This is a genomic window from uncultured Desulfovibrio sp. (assembly GCF_944324525.1).
Taxonomy (GTDB): domain Bacteria; phylum Desulfobacterota; class Desulfovibrionia; order Desulfovibrionales; family Desulfovibrionaceae; genus Desulfovibrio.
This window is the reverse complement of record NZ_CALUWS010000004.1, coordinates 80,551-97,338: the sequence shown is the minus strand read 5'-3', so window position 1 is coordinate 97,338 and position 16,788 is coordinate 80,551. Positions and strand designations below refer to the sequence as shown.

Below are 16,788 nucleotides of genomic sequence, written 5' to 3'. Positions count from 1 at the left end.
GGGGGGAAGGAAGGGGGCTTTTTTGCAAAAAAGCCCCCTTCCTTCCCCCCGCGCCCCCCATCCATCCCGCAAAAAACCTTGTCAGGGAGGATGACAGGGAAAGGTTCCCCGCAGCCCCTCCCCAGACCGATGGTCCCCCGGCTGCATGACGAGAAAAAGCAGATGCTCCTGCCGCCTGGCGGCAAGTAGTAAGCCCCCGTGCGCAGGCTAAGCTTTCAACGGCACGCATAGTCTCTTTTTGTGGCGTCCCAGCCGGCCTTCAGCCATTGCTCCGGCCCAATAAGGAAATTCCTCCTTGCCCCAGCCTTTAGGCAACGTGCTGCCCGTGGTCCTGAGTGCTTCCCATCATCTTGCTTGATGGAGCAAGCGCGTCATGGCGCGGAGGAGATCGCCGCGCCCAAGGCGCGGAAGCTCCGACGCCGCCCGGACGCTCGTCCCGCGGGGAGCGGGACAGCGGGAGGGCGATGCCATATGACGCGCGGCAGAGAGGAGAGCGGGGGGAGACCTGTCGTCCGCATGCAGCCCGTGACGGGGGGCTGTCCCAAGGCGGGGTAGGGGGTCGTAGGGGGCAAGGGGCTGGCAAGCCCCTGTCCCCTGCCGCCCGCCGCGCAGGCGACCAAGCCCGGATGCCGGGCCGAAGCCGCAATCCGCGGCAAAAAAAAGAAAAGCCCAAGAATTCTTCCGCTCGCCGGGAGGCGACCAAGCCCGGATGCCGGGCCGAAGCCGCAATCCGCGGCAAAAAAAACGAAAAGCCCAAGAATTCTTCCGCTCGCCGGGAGGCGACCATGTCCCGATGTCGGGCTGAAGCCGCAATCCAGCGCAGCAAGTAAAAACAAGACGCAAGCCAAAGGCACTCCCCTGAGGTCCGCGAGAACAGCCATCGGACAAAAAAACTGTTTGATTGACCAAACTATTCTCTGGACAACCGATGGCCAAAGGCGCACAGTAGGCCATCCATTTTTCGGGAGGCGTGTCATGCTGGTTGCGTTCTGGGCCGTGTTGCCGGTGTTTCTGATCATCGGGATGGGGGTGTTCCTGCGGGCAAGGGATCTGTTGCCGGACAGCGCGGGCAAGGTGCTGGGGCTCTATGTGCTCAAACTGGCCCTGCCGTTGCTGCTCCTGCACGTCATGGCTCAGGCCGATCGCGGCACGCTGGCGCATGGCGGCTTCTGGCTGGGGGCACTGGGCGCGCCGCTGGGCTGCTATGCGCTGGGCTACCTTGCCGACAGGCTGTTCTGCCGGCGCGGGGCCGGGGCGGCGGTCATCTCCGGACTGGGCTGCAGCGCCTGCAATACGGCTTTTGTGGGCCTGCCCATCGTGGAAAGCCTTTTTCCCGGCAATACCGAGGCGCTGGTGGTGGCGGGCCTCATGACGCTGACGCCCAATGTGGTGGTCATCCTGGGGCAGGTGCGGCTTGACCTGCTCAACGGCGTGACCGCGTGGGAAGAAGGGCAGAGCAGGGCGTGGATCCTGTTCCGGGCGCTGGTGCTGGGCAATCCCATCCTGCTGTCCACCGTGGCCGGCCTGTCGCTGGCTGTGGCCGGATCCGGCCTCTGGGCCCCGCTGGACAGAGCCTGCGCGCTGGTGGGCTTTACGGCCGCGCCCTGCATGCTGGTGGCGCTGGGGCTGGACCTTGGCCAGAAGCTGCGGCTGGCCCTCACCCGCAGCGCCGGGCATGCCTTCTGGCGGCAGGCCTGGCTTGTGGGCTGCAAGCTGGTGCTCTGTCCGTTGCTGTGCTGGCTGATCATGGCCCCGCTGGGCGTGGAACCGCTCTGGCTGGGAGTGGGTGTGCTCATGAGCGCAACGGGCACGGCGCTGGTGGCCTCCGTGCTGGCGCAGGTCTACAACGCTCTGCCGGAAGAGGCGGCCTTTACCGCCGTCCTCAGTAACGGGGCCAGCCTCGTTACATTGACGCTCTGCATCCTGTTGCTGCAATCCAGCGGCTATTTTTAGCGCATTTTCCTTTTGAAAAAGGCAAATGCGCGGCGGCACAGCGCCGCCCGGCCAAAACCAAGCGGAAAAAACGCGTTTTTTCCGCGAAATGCCAGGCCGTATGGTTTGAAACACAAAACGTTCCAAGCGGAAAATGCTTTAGACCGGAAGCCCCTGTCTTCTGACTGTCTACGGAGGCATGACGCCATGCGCGTCATGCCTCCTCGCTTTTTTCGGCGCGGTCAAAGGCGGGGGCGTGCCTCCAGTGTATTATTGTGAGTGTTTTCACAATAAGTGTTTGTCTATGTTTATATTTCACAGTGTAACAGCACATTGAGCGGTCTGGGGAGATAAGAAAAAAATAATGATTGTTCAAATCAAAGGAAAATGCCTTGCCTTCTGTCTGTATATTCCGTATCGTCATCGGAAGGAAAAAAATACTTTTTTTCACAATCCAACAGAAATGAGGTGTGCCATGATCCGTAGAACTTTTCTGAAAAGCGCCTTTGCCACAGCCGTCCTGTTGGGCTCGTCCTCCACTGGGCTGTTCGCCTCCCAAAACAGTGTTCGCGTGTATGTGGGCGGTCCGATCTTCACGATGAACAAGAAAAACGACATCGTGGAAGCGCTGGCCGTCAAGGGCGATACCATCCTTGCCGTGGGCAAGCGTGCCGACGTGCTGAAAGCCGCCGGCAGCGATGCGGAGATCGTGGACCTCAAGGGACGCGCGCTGATCCCCGGCATGATCGACGGCCACAGCCATTTCCCCGACGCGGCGTATCGCGAGCTGACCATGGTCAACCTGAACGTGCCGCCGCTGGGCGAAGTGACCTGTATGGCCGACCTGCAGCGTCTGCTCAAGGCCCGTGCGGACAAGACCCCCGAGGGCCAGTGGGTCATCGGCTACAACTATAATGACCTGGCCATGAAGGAGCAGCGCCATCCCACCCGTGCCGATCTGGATGCCGTCTCCACCAAGCATCCCATTTTCGTGCGCCATGTCTCCGGCCACCTGGGCGTGGGCAACTCGCGCGCGCTGGAAATGGCGGGCATCAAGGAGGATTCGACGGCTCCTGAGGGCGGGCGCTTCCGCCGCGGGGCTGACGGCAAGCTGGACGGCGTGCTGGAAGGTCCGTCCGCCCAGATGCCGGTCAACAAGATCCTGCCGCCCATCACGGACGAGCAGCAGATGCGTTCCATCGCCATGGACAGCATGACCTACGCGGCGGCCGGCGTGACCACGGCCAACAACGGCGGCAGACCGACCATGGACGAGTCCTTCCTCAAGGGCAGCAAGAACGGCGACCTCAAGATCCGCGTGGTCATCTGGCCCAACGGCCGCAATCCCAAACTTATCGAGAGCTACGGCAAGAAGCGGCAGGGCACGCAGCTCGACGAGGCGGGCAAGGTCTTCCTCGGCCCGGTCAAGCTCTTTGCCGACGGCAGCCCGCAGGGCTATACGGCGTGGTTCTCCAAGCCGTATTACAAGCAGCTGCCGGGCAAGCCTGCGGACTTCCGCGGTTTCCCGGTCTTCAAGAGCCGCGAAGAGCTCTTTGCTCTGGTGCAGAAGCTGCATGACGACGGCTGGCAGATCACCACGCATACCAACGGCGACCAGGCCATCCAGGACATGATCGACGCGTACTCCGCCGCGCTGAAGGCCAATCCGCGCAAGGACCATCGCCATATCCTCAACCATTGCCAGTTCTGTCGTCCCGATCAGGTGGACGCCATCGCTGAAATGGGCTTCGTGCCCTCCTATTTCGTGACGCATACCTGGTTCTGGGGCGACATCCACCGCGACATGGTGGCCGGTCCCGAGCGTGCGGCCCACATCAGCCCGCTCAAGGCGGCGCTGAACAAGGGCATCACCTTCGCCCTGCACAACGACACCCCGGTGACGCCCATCAGCCCGCTCATGGACGTGTTCTCCGCCGTGACCCGTCTGACGTCCTCCGGCAAGGTGCTGGGGCCGGATCAGCGCATCACGGTCATGGAAGCCCTGCGCGGCGTCACTATCAACGGCGCGTACATGCAGCGGCTGGAAGACAAGATCGGTTCGCTGGAAAAGGGCAAGCTGGCTGACCTTGTGATCCTGGACAAGGACCCCACCAAGGTCGCGCCCGAGACCCTCAAGGACATCAAGGTGGATGAGACCATCGTGGGCGGCCAGACCGTCTACAAGCGCGCCTGATCCCGCCGGGTCTGACCCTGTGCAAACGTCCCCCTTCCGCGGAGGCTGTCGCTTCCCTGGGAGGGGGACTCGTTTTTGCCGCCCGCTGCCCTCTTTTGCCGGTCCGCGGCGCGGAGCTCCGCCGGCGGAAGCGTCTGTGGAGGGACTGACCAAAGACCGTAACGTCGTTACGGTCTTGCGGAAGGTGCCGCAAAAAGACCGCCGGGCGGCGTTGTCCCGGCGGTCTGGGTGTTTCCCGATGGCGGAAGGGGATCAGACGGTGATGGTCTGCAGCGTGTACCGGCGCGTCCCCAGTCCGATACGTTCGGCGTGCTCCAGCTGACTCGCGCCGTGGGTGTCGGGGTGGATGTCGGTGAAGCAGTCGCCGTGGCTGCGCTCGCACTGGCCAAGGAGGCTGGAGGCGATGACCGGCGCGGCATTGACCGCGTCGATACAGGCCTGGTCCAGCGCCACGGGGTCGGCGGAAGCGAAGATGCCGATATCCGGCACGATGGCGGTGTCGTTGCCGCCGTGGCAGTCGCAGCAGGGCGAGATGTTGTTGGCTATGCTGATATGGAAGTGCGGGCGGCCGTGCAGTACGGCGGCGGCGTATTCGGCCATGCGCGCATTGAGGATGTCGCTGGCGGCGTCGATGGGGCTGAAGATGGCGTCATGGTTGCAGATGCCGATGCAGCGCCCGCAGCCCACGCAAATCTCCTGATCGATGCCGGCCTTGTGCTGCGCGTCCCAGCGGATGGCCTGCTGGGCGCAGAAGCGCATGCAGGCTCCGCAGCTCCGGCATTTTTCGGCGGTGACCACGGGTTTGCTGCAGCTGTGCATGGCCATCTTGCCCGCACGGCTGCCGCAGCCCATGCCCACATTCTTGATGGCGCCGCCAAAGCCCGTACGCTTGTGTCCCTTGAAGTGGTTGAGGGAGATGAAGACGTCGGCGTCCATGATGGTGCGTCCGATGCGGGCGGTCTTGAAGATCTCCCCGTTGGGCACGGGGACTTCCACGTCGTCCGTGCCCTTGAGGCCGTCGCCGATGAGCAGCTGACAGCCGGCGGAAAGGGGGTTGAAGCCGTTTTCCTGTGCGGCGGCCAGATGTTCGAGGGCGTGCTTGCGCCGGCCCACATAGAGGGTGTTGCAGTCCGTGAGGAAGGGCAGGCCGCCCCGCTCGCGGATCATGTCCACCACGCAGCGGGCGAAGTTGGGGCGCAGGAAGGCCAGATTGCCCGGCTCCCCGAAGTGCATCTTGATGGCCACGAACTTTCCGGCCACATCCAGCGCCTCCAGCCCCGCGGCCCGCAGCAGCTTCTTCATCTTGCTCAGCAGGCTGTAATCCATGGGGCAGCGCATGTCCGTAAAAAAGACGTCCGCTACAGACTGGGGAGTGTTCATCCCTTTTGCTCCTGATGTTTGTAGATCATGCCCGCCGTGTAGGCCGGGGCCACCTCGCCGCCCAGGCGGTAATAATGACGGCTGGCCGCGTCGTATACCAGGGGATCGACCTTGAAGATGTCGGGCTGTTCGCCGTCCATGCAGCTCTCAAGGGCGCTGACGTTGCGGATCTCCCCGATCATGAGCGTATGGCTGGGCAGCTCCACATGCTGCAGCAGGCGGCACTCCAGCACGATGGGACATTCCGCGGCATAGGGGGCGTCCACATGTTCGCTGCGGCGGGGGGTGAGGCCTGTGGCCGCGAATTTGTCCACCGTGCGGCCGCAGGCGATGCCGGCGAAGTCCGCCTGCGCCGCCATGCTGGTGGAGGGGATGCCCAGGGTGAAGGCCTTGCGTTGCAAGAGCGGATCATGCGTCCAGCGGGAAGGGCGGATGGAGACGCTTACGCAAGGCGGCGTGGAATTGCAGATGCCGCCCCAGGCAGCGGCCATGAGATTGGGGCGGCCTTCGGCATCGTAGACGCCCACGAGCAGGACCGGCATGGGATAGGTGAGGGTGCGCGGGCCAAGATCACGGCGTGTCATGGCAGGACTCCTTGCAAAGGGTTGGCCGCAAGGACGGCGGGGCGTCCGCGGCGGCGACAGGCGTAGATATCCTCTTCTGCTACCTCGGAGCCCGGCAAGTGTCCAGCCCCGCGCGTCCGGCGGGGGGATGTCCGCCCGTCTGTCCGTCAGCGCGGCGAACGTTCCTTGCCGCAGATCTCTTCCACGTCGATGCGCAACACATTGACCCGGCGCAGCATGGCGTCCGGAGCGGGGCGCGGACAGCGCGCGGTATAGCGCAGGCTCAGGGCATCCAGCGCCCGGCGTTTTTCCTCCATGTCCTCGACGATGCGGACACGTCCGCAGCCGCTGACGCTCTTGTACCAGGTGGTGCTTTGCTCGCGCACGATGGTCACGTCCAGCGCGGCGGCGAAGCCCGCGCGGCCGTCCTGTCGGATCAGGTCGATCTTGCGGCCCGAAAAGGCGCAGTGCAGATAGATGCGCCCGTCCAGCCAGACGAAGTTGAGGGGGAGCACATACGGGAACTCCCCACCGGAAAAGCTGACGAAGATCTCGTCGGCCCGCTGGAAGAAGGCTTCCAGCCAGGCGGGATCGTTGCGCAGATGGCCTTTCATGAGATGATGCTCCTGTGGGGAAGGGCGTCCGGGGCCGGGGCTGCCGCCTGCGGGGCAAAAGCCGCCAGAACGGATTGCCAGCAGGCCCGGGCGGCGGCCAGATCCCCGGCATGGGGATGGCGGGCGGCTTCCGCCAGCCGGGCGGCGCGTCCCTCGGTCATGGGATGCGTGCCTTTGCGGGCGGAGGCGGCCAGCACCTGCGGGCTCACTCGCCCCTGACAGAGGAATTCGCCCACGATTTGATTGCCGTTGGCCGTCAGCATCGCGTGTGCGCCTTCCAGACAGCGGCGGGCGTGGGCGGAATGGGGCCAGGCCCCCAGTGTGCCGAAAAGGAAGATGCGTTTGCCGTGCAGGCCGGCCCAGCAGCGTTGCGCGCGGGCATCCGGCAGGCCCTTGCGTACCCAGAATCCCAGAGCCAGCAGATCGTAGGCGTCCAGATCGGGAGCCTGCGTCACGCTGAAGAGCGGGAGGCGCTCCAGCGTCAGCGCCTCGGCCACCCGGCGGGTATTGCCCGTGACCGAGGAGTAGACCACGGCCGCGCGCGGCGCGGGAGCGGGCCCGGCGGGAGAGGGGCTCCCCGTGCCGTCCCGCGGCAGGAGACAGCGGGCGTGGGGCCGGGCGGCTTCCGCCATGTCCGGCAGGCGGGAGAGGGCCGGGGCGGCGGGATCAGTCATGGGCGCGGTGCTCCAGGATGTCGCGTTGCAGGATCTCCACCTGGCGGCGCTCCAGCCGGATGACGCCCGCCCGGGCCAGGCCGTTGAGCTCCCGGCTGAGGCTTTCGCGGCTGACGCCCAGAAGGCGCGCCAGCAGTTCCCGCGTGCCGGAAAGATGGAGGGTGCTGCTTTTTTCCATCTTGCTGCGGTGGAGCAGCCAGGCGGCCACCCGGCGCGAAACGGAGATGACGCCCTGCGAGCTGACGATCTTGTTGATGAAAAGGCGCTGCCGGTGGGACAGGACGGCCAGCAGATAGGCCGCCAGCGCCGGATTGCGGGACAGGCAGCGCAGCAGGGCGCTTTTTTCCAGCCAGAGCACGCGTCCGCTCGTGACCATGACGGCCGAGGTCGGCACGCCTCCGGTATAGTAGAGGGCCGCCACATCGCAGAAAGCGCCGGGCCGCAGCAGATGCAGCACATACTCCCTGCCCTGCGGGCCGGCCTTGATCAGCTTGACTTCGCCGGACAGCAGGAAGGGCAGGGAGCCGATGTCCTCCCCTTCCCGATACAGGGTTTCCGCGGCGGCGACATCCTGCAGGCGGGCCCGGGCCGCCAGTTCCGGCCAGTCGGCAGCCTCCAGCACGTCGGCCAGATCCCGCTGGTGCAGAGCGGCGTGCAGGCGGCTCTCGGGAGTGGTGGCGGTATGAGGCATGGCGTCCTCGTTGGGGAAAAGCGTGGCAGGCGCGGCAGCCTCGGGGAAGGCCGCCGCGCCGGGGGGAATCAGCCCAGGATGGCCTTGAGGTCTTCCTCCGGGCTGCTGATGGGGGCGATGCCCCATTTTTCGACCAGCAGATTGAGGATGTTGGGGGACACGAAGGCCGGCAGGGTCGGCCCGAGCCGCATGTTCCTGACGCCGAGGGCCAGCAGGGTCAGCAGGATGCTCACGGCCTTCTGTTCGTACCACGACAGGATGAGGGACAGCGGGAGATCATTGACGCCGCAGCCCAGGGCTTCGGCAAGGGCGAGGGCCGTCCGCACGGCCGCATAGGCATCGTTGCACTGGCCCACGTCCAGCAGGCGGGGCAGATCGCCGATGCTGCCGAGATCCTTGTCGAAGAAGCGGAACTTGCCGCAGGCCAGCGTCAGGATGAGGCAGTCGGCGGGGATCTTCTCCACCAGTTCGGTGTAGTAGTTGCGGCCGGGGCGCGCCCCGTCGCAACCGCCCACCAGGAAGATGTGACGCAGCTTGCCCGCCTTGACGGCGTCCAGCACGGCAGGCGCGGCACCAAGCAGGGTCTGGCGGCCAAAGCCGGTCAGCACGCTCTTGCCCGGCACGTCTTGGGCAAAGCCGGGCAGCTCCTGCGCCTTGCGGATGACGGCGGAGAAGTCCCGTCCCGTGCAGTGCGTCAGGCCCGGCCAGCCCACATTGCCGGAGGTGAAGACCTTGTCCGCATAGTCGCGCGGGTCCTGGATGCAGTTGGTGGTGAAGAGCACCGCGCCGGGGAAGGCGGGCAGCTCCTTCTGCTGGTTCTGCCAGGCCGTGCCGTAATGTCCGGCCAGATGGGGGAAGGCCTTGAGTTCGGGGTAGCCGTGGGCGGGCAGCATCTCGCCATGCGTATAGATATTGATGCCGGTGCCGGCCGTCTGTTCGAGCAGGGCCTTGAGGTCGGCCAGATCATGCCCGGAAACGAGGATGGCCTTGCCCTTGCGCTGCCCCAGCGAGACCGGCGTGGGCACGGGATGCCCGAAGCGGCCGGTATTGCCGTCTTCCAGCAGTTCCATGGCCCGCAGGTTGATCTTGCCGCACTCCATGAGGAGCTCCAGCCAGCCGTTGAGATCGGGAGCGTTCTCGTCCAGCGGCGTACCGGCCACGAGGCCCCGGTAGAGGAAGGCCGCCACGGCGGGGTCCCGGCGGTCCAGTTCCGCCGCATGGTCGGCGTAGGCGGCCACGCCCTTGAGACCATAGAGCAGCAGCTGCATGGCCGAGCGCACGTCCTCGTCGGCGGAAAGGCCGTCCGTGGCCAGCGGCAGGCCGCCGATGAAGTCCTTCCAGTCCGCCGGGGGCAGCGGCAGGCCCGCCTTGCCGGCCAGTTCCCGCGCCCGGGCCAGACAGGCCTGCTGCAGGCCGCTCAGGGCGGCGGGGTCGAAGTTGACGTTGGTCAGGGTGGAGAACAGCGCCTTGAAGGCGAAGTCGTCCACGGCGGTCTCCGTCACGCCGGCGGCGCGGGCGGCCAGGGCCACCTGCGACAGGCGGCGCAGCCCGGCCACGAGTTCGTCCTGCTGGCCCGCCACAGCGGCGGTCTTCCCGCAGACGCCAAGGACGGTACAGCCCTTGCCCTTGGCGGTTTGTTCACACTGATTGCAAAACATGGCTTTTCTCCTTGGGGGAAGTGATGTCCCCACTTGAGCACAGGACGGCATTTCTCTCTGTGATGCCGGTCACAGAAGCGGCAGGCTTGCCGGTCATTTTGTGACGCGCATCACATTTTTGTCAAATCCCGCAAGCAATTCCGGCGTATTGCCGTATAGTGGGCCGAAACGCCCGGCGAGGAGGCAGTATGAAAGCCGAGACCCGTCTCTGGACCGAGGATTTTGTGGCGGTCACCCTGGCCAATTTTTTCCTGATGATAAATTATTTCATGCTGATAGTGGTCATGGCCGACTACGCCATGAGCATTTTCGGCGCGTCGCCGGCCCTGGCCGGGGCGGCCAGCGGCATGTTCATCGTGGGAGCGCTGGTGGCCCGCCTCTTTGCCGGGGCCTTCATGCAGACCTGGGGCCATCGGGCCATCGCGCTGGTGGGCATCGGCAGCGACCTCCTGTTCTCGCTGATCTACTTCGTGACGGGCGCGCTGTTCCCCCTGCTGGTGGTCCGCTTCCTGCACGGCTGCGCCTATGGCGCGGCCTCCACGGCGCTGGGCACCATCGTTTCCCGCATGGTGCCGGAAGAGCGGCGCGGCGAAGGGCTCGGCTACTACATGCTGAGCAACGCCCTTTCCGCGGCGGTGGGCCCCTTCATCGGCGTCTCCCTGCTGCGCAGCGGCTCCTTTGACCTGCATTTTTCCCTCTGTGTCCTCTTCGCCTGCCTGAGCCTCGGGGCGGCCATGTGTTCCCGGGTCCTCTGGAAGGGCGGGCCCAGTCATGCCGGGGTCATCTTCGTACGGCCCATCTGGCGCAACTTCCTGGAGCCCTGCGCTCTGCCCGTGAGCTGGCTGGCCTTCCTCATCTACTTCGCGTATTCCAGCATACTGGCCTTCCTCACGCCCTACGCCAAGGAGATCTCCCTGGCCGGGACCGCCAGCTTCTTCTTTGTGATCTATTCGGCGGCCATGCTGGTGACCCGCCCCGCCGCGGGCCGGGTCTTCGACCGCCGCGGGCCGGACTACGTCATGTACCCGGCCATTGTGGTGCTGGCGCTGGGCATCCTGCTGCTGGCCTTCTGCAACGGCAGCCTGCTCATGCTGCTTTCCGGAGCCTGCATCGGCGCGGGCATCGGCGTGCTGCAGTCCTGCGGTCTGACCATTGCCGTGCAGGCTTCTCCGTCCGAGCATGTGGGGCTTGCCAATTCCACCTATTATATCTTCATGGACATCGCCGTGGGCTTCGGCCCGGCGGCGCTGGGCCTGCTGCAGCCGTTCACCGGCTACCGCGGCATGTACGTGGGCATGGCCCTGCTCTGCGCCTTCTGTCTGCCGGTCTATGCCCGCATCCGTCCGCGTGACGGGCGCTGAGCCTCCCTCCGGCGGCAGGAGGCTGGACTTTGCCCGAAAAACAGGCTATGGGATGCCAATACATTAAACGGGGAATCGCCCCATGCTGGAGGATACCATGGCTCACAAGAAGATCGAGCGCAAGAAAGAACTGGATCGCCGCCGTCATCGCCGCGCCCAGCGTCTCAAGCAGCGCGTGCGCGAAGCCAAGGCTGCCGCCAAGAACTAAAGCGGCCACACTTGAGCAAGTGGCCGCTACGGCGGACGCGGGAGCGGACGCCCGCGCCCGGGCAGGCGGAAAGCACCGGCTTTTCCGCCGCGCACGGGCAGTGAGGCCCCTGTTCGGCTCCAGGTCTGAGCGGCAGGGCGCGCGGGCTGCCTTCCTCTGTACGGCGTCTGTCGCGCACGGGCGCGGCGTGCCGTATCTGGAGACAACTTTACTTCTACGGCCGACGGCCCTTGCGGGCTGTTCCGGCCGTTATTGGCGTCTGTCATGCCTATTTACGAATATCAGTGCCCCAAGTGTCAGCATGTGTTTGAAGAGATGGTCTCCCTCTCGCAGGCGCATGGCGAGGAACCCTGTCCCCTCTGCGGCGCGCCGTCGCCGCGCATGATTTCTCACACGTCCTTTGTCCTCAGGGGCGGCGGCTGGTACGTCAGCGACTACGGCTACCGCAAGGGCATCAAGGAGGAGGGGAGCAGCTCCGCAGCGGAGACGAAAACGTCTTCCGGCGGGGATTCCGCCGCTGCAGCCGGAGCGGGCGCTTCCGCATCAGGCACGCAAACCGCGCCGTCCGCATAGGATTACTCCATGATCGATCGCTACACCCGCCCGGAGATGGGCCAAATCTGGACACTGGAAAACCGCTACCGCGCCTGGCTGGAAGTGGAGCTTGCGGTCTGTGAAGGTTGGGCCGAGCTGGGCCGCATCCCCGCTGAAGCCGTGGACGTCATCCGCCGCAAGGCCGTCATCGACGTGGACCGCATCCAGGAGATCGAGCAGACGACCCGTCATGACGTCATCGCCTTCCTGACCTCGCTGGAAGAGAAGATCGGCCCCGAGGCCCGCTACATCCATCTGGGCTGCACTTCGTCCGACATCGTGGACACGGCCAACGGCTACCTTTTCCTCCAGGCGGGCAAGCTCATCCTCGCGGACATGGAGACCCTGCTGGCCTCCCTGCGGCGGCTGGCCGAAAAGTACAAGGGCGTCCTCTGCATGGGGCGCACCCACGGCATCCATGCCGAGCCCACGAGCTTCGGGCTCAAGATGGTGGGCTTCTATGCCGAATTCGCCCGGCATCTGGAGCGGGTGAAGGCCGGGCTTGAGAGCGTGCGCGTGGGCAAGCTTTCCGGCGCGGTGGGCACCTACGCCTTCCTTTCGCCGGAGCTGGAAGCCGGAGCGCTCAAGCGCCTCGGGCTGGAAGTGGATCCGCATTCCACCCAGATCGTGCAGCGCGACCGCTACGCGCACTTCTTCACGTCGCTGGCCATCCTGGCCGGCGGGGTGGAGCGCCTTTGCGTGGAACTGCGCCATCTGCAGCGCACGGAAGTGCTGGAAGTGGAAGAAGGCTTCGGCAAGGGGCAGAAGGGCTCCTCGGCCATGCCGCACAAGAAGAACCCCATCTCCGCCGAGAACATGTGCGGTCTGGCCCGCCTGCTGCGCGGCAACGCGCTGGCCTCGCTGGAAAACCAGGCCCTCTGGCATGAGCGGGACATCAGCCACTCCTCGGTGGAGCGCGTCATCATGCCCGACTCCACCATCCTTGCGGACTACATCCTCAACCGGCTGGCCCGTCTGCTGGACGGTCTGGTGGTCAAGCCCGAGCGCATGCAGGAGAATATGGACCGCTCCTTCGGCCTCTACTTCTCGCAGCGCGTGCTGACGGCGCTCATCGCCACCGGCATGCCGCGCCAGCAGGCCTACGAGGCCGTGCAGCGCCTGGCCATGCAGAGCTGGGAGAGCCGCCGGCCCTTCCCCGAGCTGGTGCGTGCCGATGCCGCCATGCGGGAGAAGCTGGGCGCGCAGCTCGACGAGCGGGCGGCGGACGGGCTGTTCGATCCCGCTTTCTATCTGCGGCATGAGGACGAGATCTATGCCCGCGTCCTCGGCCATCAGGGGTAAATCATGACGGAAGACATGATGCGGCTCAAGCGGCGTCTCGCGCGCCTGCTGGTGGAAAAGTCCTACCGCGAAGGGGATTTCGTCCTCGCTTCCGGCCGGCGCAGCGACTACTATTTCGACTGCCGGGTGACGGCCCTGCATGCCGAGGGGGCGTGGCTCATCGGCTCGCTCTTCAACCATCTGCTCGCCGACCTGCCCATCGTGGGAGTGGGCGGCATGACCATGGGCGCGGATCCGCTGGTCTCGGCCACCACGGTCATCTCCCATACGCTGGGCCGCCCCCTGCACGGCATGCTCGTGCGCAAGGAAGCCAAGGGGCACGGCACCGGTCAGTATGTGGAAGGGCTCGGCAACTTCTCCGCCGGCGACAAGGTCGCCATGCTGGAGGATGTCGTGACCACGGGCGGGTCGCTGCTCAAGGCCTGCGACCGGGTGCGTGATGCGGGAATGCAGATCGTGGCCGTGTGCGCCATTCTGGATCGTGAGGAGGGGGGTCGTGAAAAACTCCGTGACGCGGGCTATGACCTGCGGGCGCTGTTCACACGCAAGGAACTTGTGGAACTGGCCCGCTAGGAGGAATGCCGGGTCTCACCCCCGCTGCCGCATGGCCGCCAAGGGGCTTTGCCGCCTGCTGGCCGCCGGCTGCCTGGGCCTGAGCCTGGTTTTCCCTGCCTACGCCGACAACTGGCAGGCCCCTCTGGTCGACGAGGGCCTGCCTTCACATCTTGTGGCGGTGGACAAGCACCGTCAGTCCTTTCTGTTTTTCGAGCGCAAGAGTCCGTTGCGCCTCAAGTACACCTTCCCCTGCACGACAGGGCAGGTCCCCGGCGACAAGCAGGTCATCAACGACAAGCGCACGCCTGAGGGCATCTATTTCGTCGAATACAAGATCGCCAGCGGGCTGGACTTTGCGGAATACGGCGGCGTCGCCTATACGCTGAACTACCCCAATCCCGTGGACAGGCTGCGCGGCAAGACCGGGCACGGCATCTGGATCCACAGCAAGGGCTTCGGCATCTTCCCGCGCGATACGCGCGGCTGTGTGGCCATCGGCCTGCAGGACATCGATACCGTGGGCCCGAGCCTCGTGCCCGGAACGGCGGTGGTGCTGGCCCATGCCGTGGATGAGAACAACGTCCCCCAGCGGGACGACGGCACGGCCCGCTATCTGCGTCACCGCATGCAGCAGTGGAGCGACGCCTGGGCCGCCCGTTCGGAAAAGATGTTCGATTTTTATGACGGCCCGGCCTACAGCAAGGCCACCGAGGATTTCGGCAAGTTCCGTCAGAACAAGCAGCGTCTGTTCAAGATGCTCTCCTTCATCAAGATCATCAACCGCGACATCCATGTGCTGCAGGGGCCCGGCTACTGGGTCACCTGGTCGGAGCAGTTCTATACGGCCTCCAACCTCTCCACCGAAGGGGTGCGCCGCCTCTACTGGCAGAAGGACGGCAAGGGCGAGTTCCGCATCGTGGGCATGGAATGGACGCCGCGGGATATGGGCATGCTGGCCGAATTCAAGCAAGGCAAGCTCATCGCCCAGGCCCTGCCGGTCATGAGCGACGGCAGTGAAGGGCCCTCGCGGCCCGCGCTGGATATGCCGGAGAGCGCCGCCGACGAGAAAGCCGCCGCCACGGCGGCGGGCGGCGAACAGGAACGCCTGCTGGCGGCGGATGCGCTGGTGCCGCGCAACCAGCCGACGCAGATCACCGGAGAGATCAATTGGGGCAGCGGCTCCACGCTTGATACGCTCCGCCCCGACGAGCGCGAACTCTCGCTGACGGGTGAAGGGGAGCCCGCCGCCGTGCAGGCGCCGCAGGAAAAGGCCGCCCCCGAGGAAGTCAAACCGGAGACCGTCGCCGCCGGCGAGCCGCAGGAAACGACGGTCGCCGCGCCCCCCGCCGCGCCGGAAGCGTCGACGCCTCCGCCCCCGCCGCCGCTGGAACTGACGCCGGCGCTGCGCGAGGAACTTTCGGCGCGGGCCTCCGCCTGGCTTTCGGCCTTTGCCGCGCGCGAGACGCGGGCCGAAGAGCTGGAGAGCGGCTACTATGACGCCAAGCGTTTCAACAAGGTGGCGGGGCTGCCGCGCGGTCTGAGCCTCGGACAGGATCGGCGCGAGCGGCAGCGGCTGCTGCGTTCGCCCTGGCTGCGCGTCTATCCCGGCGCTCAGGACTGGTCCGTGGACGGCCAGACGGCCGTCTGCCGCCTGCCCGTACTCTTCGTGGGCCAGCGCGGCACGGAAGAAGGCCTGCGGGAACTCTGGTGGCAGCGCGGCGCGGACGGCGCGTTCCGTCTGGTCGCCAGCCGCTGGACGCCCGGAGAACACGGTCTGACTCCCGTCTACCTGGAAGCCGCCAGCGGCGAGGCCAGCGCCATGCTCGAACGCTGGCGGACGGCCTGGGAACAGGCGGATCTGGATACCTATATCAGCTGCTATACGACGGATGCCCTGCAGCAGGGACGCCGGGGCGCCCGCTTCCTGCGGCAGCAGAAGCAGAACCTCTGGCAGCGCGTCACGCCCACGCTGGTGCAGCTCAGCGGCATGCGTTTCTCGCTGGACCGTAAGGGCCTGCGGGCCGACATGATGCAGGCCTATGCGGACAGCAAGGGCATGAGCGACCGCGGCACCAAGACGCTGCTGCTCGAATACGACGGGACGAACTGGCGCATCGCCCGTGAGGACTGGGTGGCCGAGCCGCCCGCACGTTAGCCATGAGCAACGATACGCGACTGAGCCTTATCCTGATGAGTGACGACGGCGCCCGGCGCACCATGCGCGTACGCCGGGGCCGTTTCTATGCCTTCATGATCTGTCTCTTCTGTTTCCCGCTGCTTGCGGCCGGGCTGGGCTGGTGGGCCTTCCAGCTCTGGCGGAGCAATACGGTACTCGCGGCGGAGCAGGCCCGCCTTGAGCGAGCCCTGCTTGAGGCGGAAGCCACCGCCGAACGGCTGGAAAATCTGGAGATCCTGCTCAAGGAACAGAACGTCGATGGCCGCCGTCTGCTGGCGCATCGTCTGGTGGGGCATTCCGAAGCGACCGCTTCCGTGGAGCCCGAAGAGAGCGCCGAGGTGCAGAAGGAGATGGAACAGGCCCTGAAGCAGCCCAGCGAAGGGCCGGGCCATGCGGAATTCCCCGCCGTCGCTTCCGATCTGGTCAAGGTGCTCAATGTGCGGGCACGTTCTCTGGGCAATGGCCGCCTGCGCGTCTCGCTCGATCTGCGCAATACCGAGCGTCAGAAGGTGGTTTCCGGCGTGGTCGAAGTGACGCTGCTGACGGCTGACGGCCAGCAGCATGCCGTAAGTTTTGAGCCGGATGATGTGGGTGATTTTCGCATCAGCCGCTTCAAGCGGGCGGTCATGGTTTCCCGTCTGCCCCGCTCCGTGGGCAAGCTGGAGAACAGTCAGGTCATCATCGAAGTGAAGAAGACGGACGGAGAGCTTTTGTTCCGCAACATCTTTGCCGTGGAAAGGTAGCCTCCCGGCGCTCGTGTGGAAGAAACGCAGGCCGGTTGCCGCTCCGCACGCTCAGTCAGGCACAGCAGAAAAAACGCCCGCACAGCGCGGGCGTTTTTTTTATTGTCGCCGGGCACGCTGCGGGAAAACACGGCGGGGCGGGT

General features: G+C 65.5%; 14 protein-coding genes. 8 read left to right on the top strand and 6 right to left on the bottom strand.

Annotation, left to right across the window (positions count from 1 at the left end):
• Positions 1-975 precede the first annotated feature (975 nt).
• Both Q0K12_RS02340 and Q0K12_RS02335 read left to right on the top strand, forming a co-directional pair.
• Complete coding sequence (locus Q0K12_RS02340) at positions 976-1,953, top strand: AEC family transporter (RefSeq protein ID WP_297260036.1); 978 nt, start codon at positions 976-978, stop codon at positions 1,951-1,953.
• Between the two features lie 454 nt (positions 1,954-2,407).
• Positions 2,408-4,126 carry an amidohydrolase gene (locus Q0K12_RS02335; RefSeq protein ID WP_297260034.1) on the top strand — a complete coding sequence of 573 codons (1,719 nt, stop codon included), beginning with the start codon at positions 2,408-2,410 and terminating at the stop codon, positions 4,124-4,126.
• 252 nt (positions 4,127-4,378) lie between these two features.
• On the opposite strand, the gene Q0K12_RS02330 is transcribed toward Q0K12_RS02335, so the two are convergent.
• The 6 genes from Q0K12_RS02330 to hcp form a co-directional block, all read right to left on the bottom strand.
• Positions 4,379-5,506, bottom strand: coding sequence for a DUF362 domain-containing protein (locus tag Q0K12_RS02330; RefSeq protein WP_297260033.1), 1,128 nt, complete (start codon positions 5,504-5,506; stop codon positions 4,379-4,381).
• Positions 5,503-6,090, bottom strand: coding sequence for a flavin reductase family protein (locus Q0K12_RS02325; protein ID WP_297260032.1), 588 nt, complete (start codon positions 6,088-6,090; stop codon positions 5,503-5,505). Before Q0K12_RS02325 ends, Q0K12_RS02330 begins: the two co-directional genes overlap by 4 nt.
• Before the next feature lie 146 nt (positions 6,091-6,236).
• On the bottom strand, positions 6,237-6,683 hold the full coding sequence (locus tag Q0K12_RS02320; protein WP_297260031.1) for a pyridoxamine 5'-phosphate oxidase family protein: 447 nt from the start codon (positions 6,681-6,683) through the stop codon (positions 6,237-6,239).
• Positions 6,680-7,357, bottom strand: coding sequence for a flavodoxin family protein (locus tag Q0K12_RS02315; RefSeq protein ID WP_297260029.1), 678 nt, complete (start codon positions 7,355-7,357; stop codon positions 6,680-6,682). Before Q0K12_RS02315 ends, Q0K12_RS02320 begins: the two co-directional genes overlap by 4 nt.
• On the bottom strand, positions 7,350-8,048 hold the full coding sequence (locus Q0K12_RS02310; protein ID WP_297260027.1) for a Crp/Fnr family transcriptional regulator: 699 nt from the start codon (positions 8,046-8,048) through the stop codon (positions 7,350-7,352). The genes Q0K12_RS02315 and Q0K12_RS02310 overlap by 8 nt, the downstream gene beginning before the upstream one ends.
• A gap of 68 nt (positions 8,049-8,116) precedes the next feature.
• Positions 8,117-9,706 (bottom strand): hydroxylamine reductase, encoded by a 1,590-nt coding sequence (gene hcp / locus Q0K12_RS02305; RefSeq protein ID WP_297260026.1) that lies wholly within the window; start codon positions 9,704-9,706, stop codon positions 8,117-8,119.
• Between the two features lie 188 nt (positions 9,707-9,894).
• On the opposite strand from hcp, the gene Q0K12_RS02300 reads away from it, so the two are divergent.
• From Q0K12_RS02300 to Q0K12_RS02275, 6 genes are all read left to right on the top strand, one after another.
• Complete coding sequence (locus Q0K12_RS02300) at positions 9,895-11,067, top strand: MFS transporter (protein WP_297260024.1); 1,173 nt, start codon at positions 9,895-9,897, stop codon at positions 11,065-11,067.
• Between the two features lie 472 nt (positions 11,068-11,539).
• A complete protein-coding gene (locus Q0K12_RS02295) occupies positions 11,540-11,848 on the top strand; it encodes a zinc ribbon domain-containing protein (protein WP_297260023.1) in 309 nt (102 codons plus the stop codon).
• 9 nt (positions 11,849-11,857) lie between these two features.
• Positions 11,858-13,171: an adenylosuccinate lyase gene (gene purB, locus Q0K12_RS02290; RefSeq protein WP_297260021.1), complete on the top strand. Its 1,314-nt coding sequence runs from the start codon at positions 11,858-11,860 to the stop codon at positions 13,169-13,171.
• A gap of 15 nt (positions 13,172-13,186) precedes the next feature.
• Complete coding sequence (gene pyrE / locus Q0K12_RS02285; protein WP_297260041.1) at positions 13,187-13,744, top strand: orotate phosphoribosyltransferase; 558 nt, start codon at positions 13,187-13,189, stop codon at positions 13,742-13,744.
• A gap of 31 nt (positions 13,745-13,775) precedes the next feature.
• Positions 13,776-15,881, top strand: coding sequence for a L,D-transpeptidase family protein (locus Q0K12_RS02280; protein WP_297260019.1), 2,106 nt, complete (start codon positions 13,776-13,778; stop codon positions 15,879-15,881).
• A 2-nt stretch (positions 15,882-15,883) separates the two neighbouring features.
• Complete coding sequence (locus Q0K12_RS02275; protein ID WP_297260017.1) at positions 15,884-16,645, top strand: hypothetical protein; 762 nt, start codon at positions 15,884-15,886, stop codon at positions 16,643-16,645.
• Positions 16,646-16,788 lie beyond the last annotated feature (143 nt).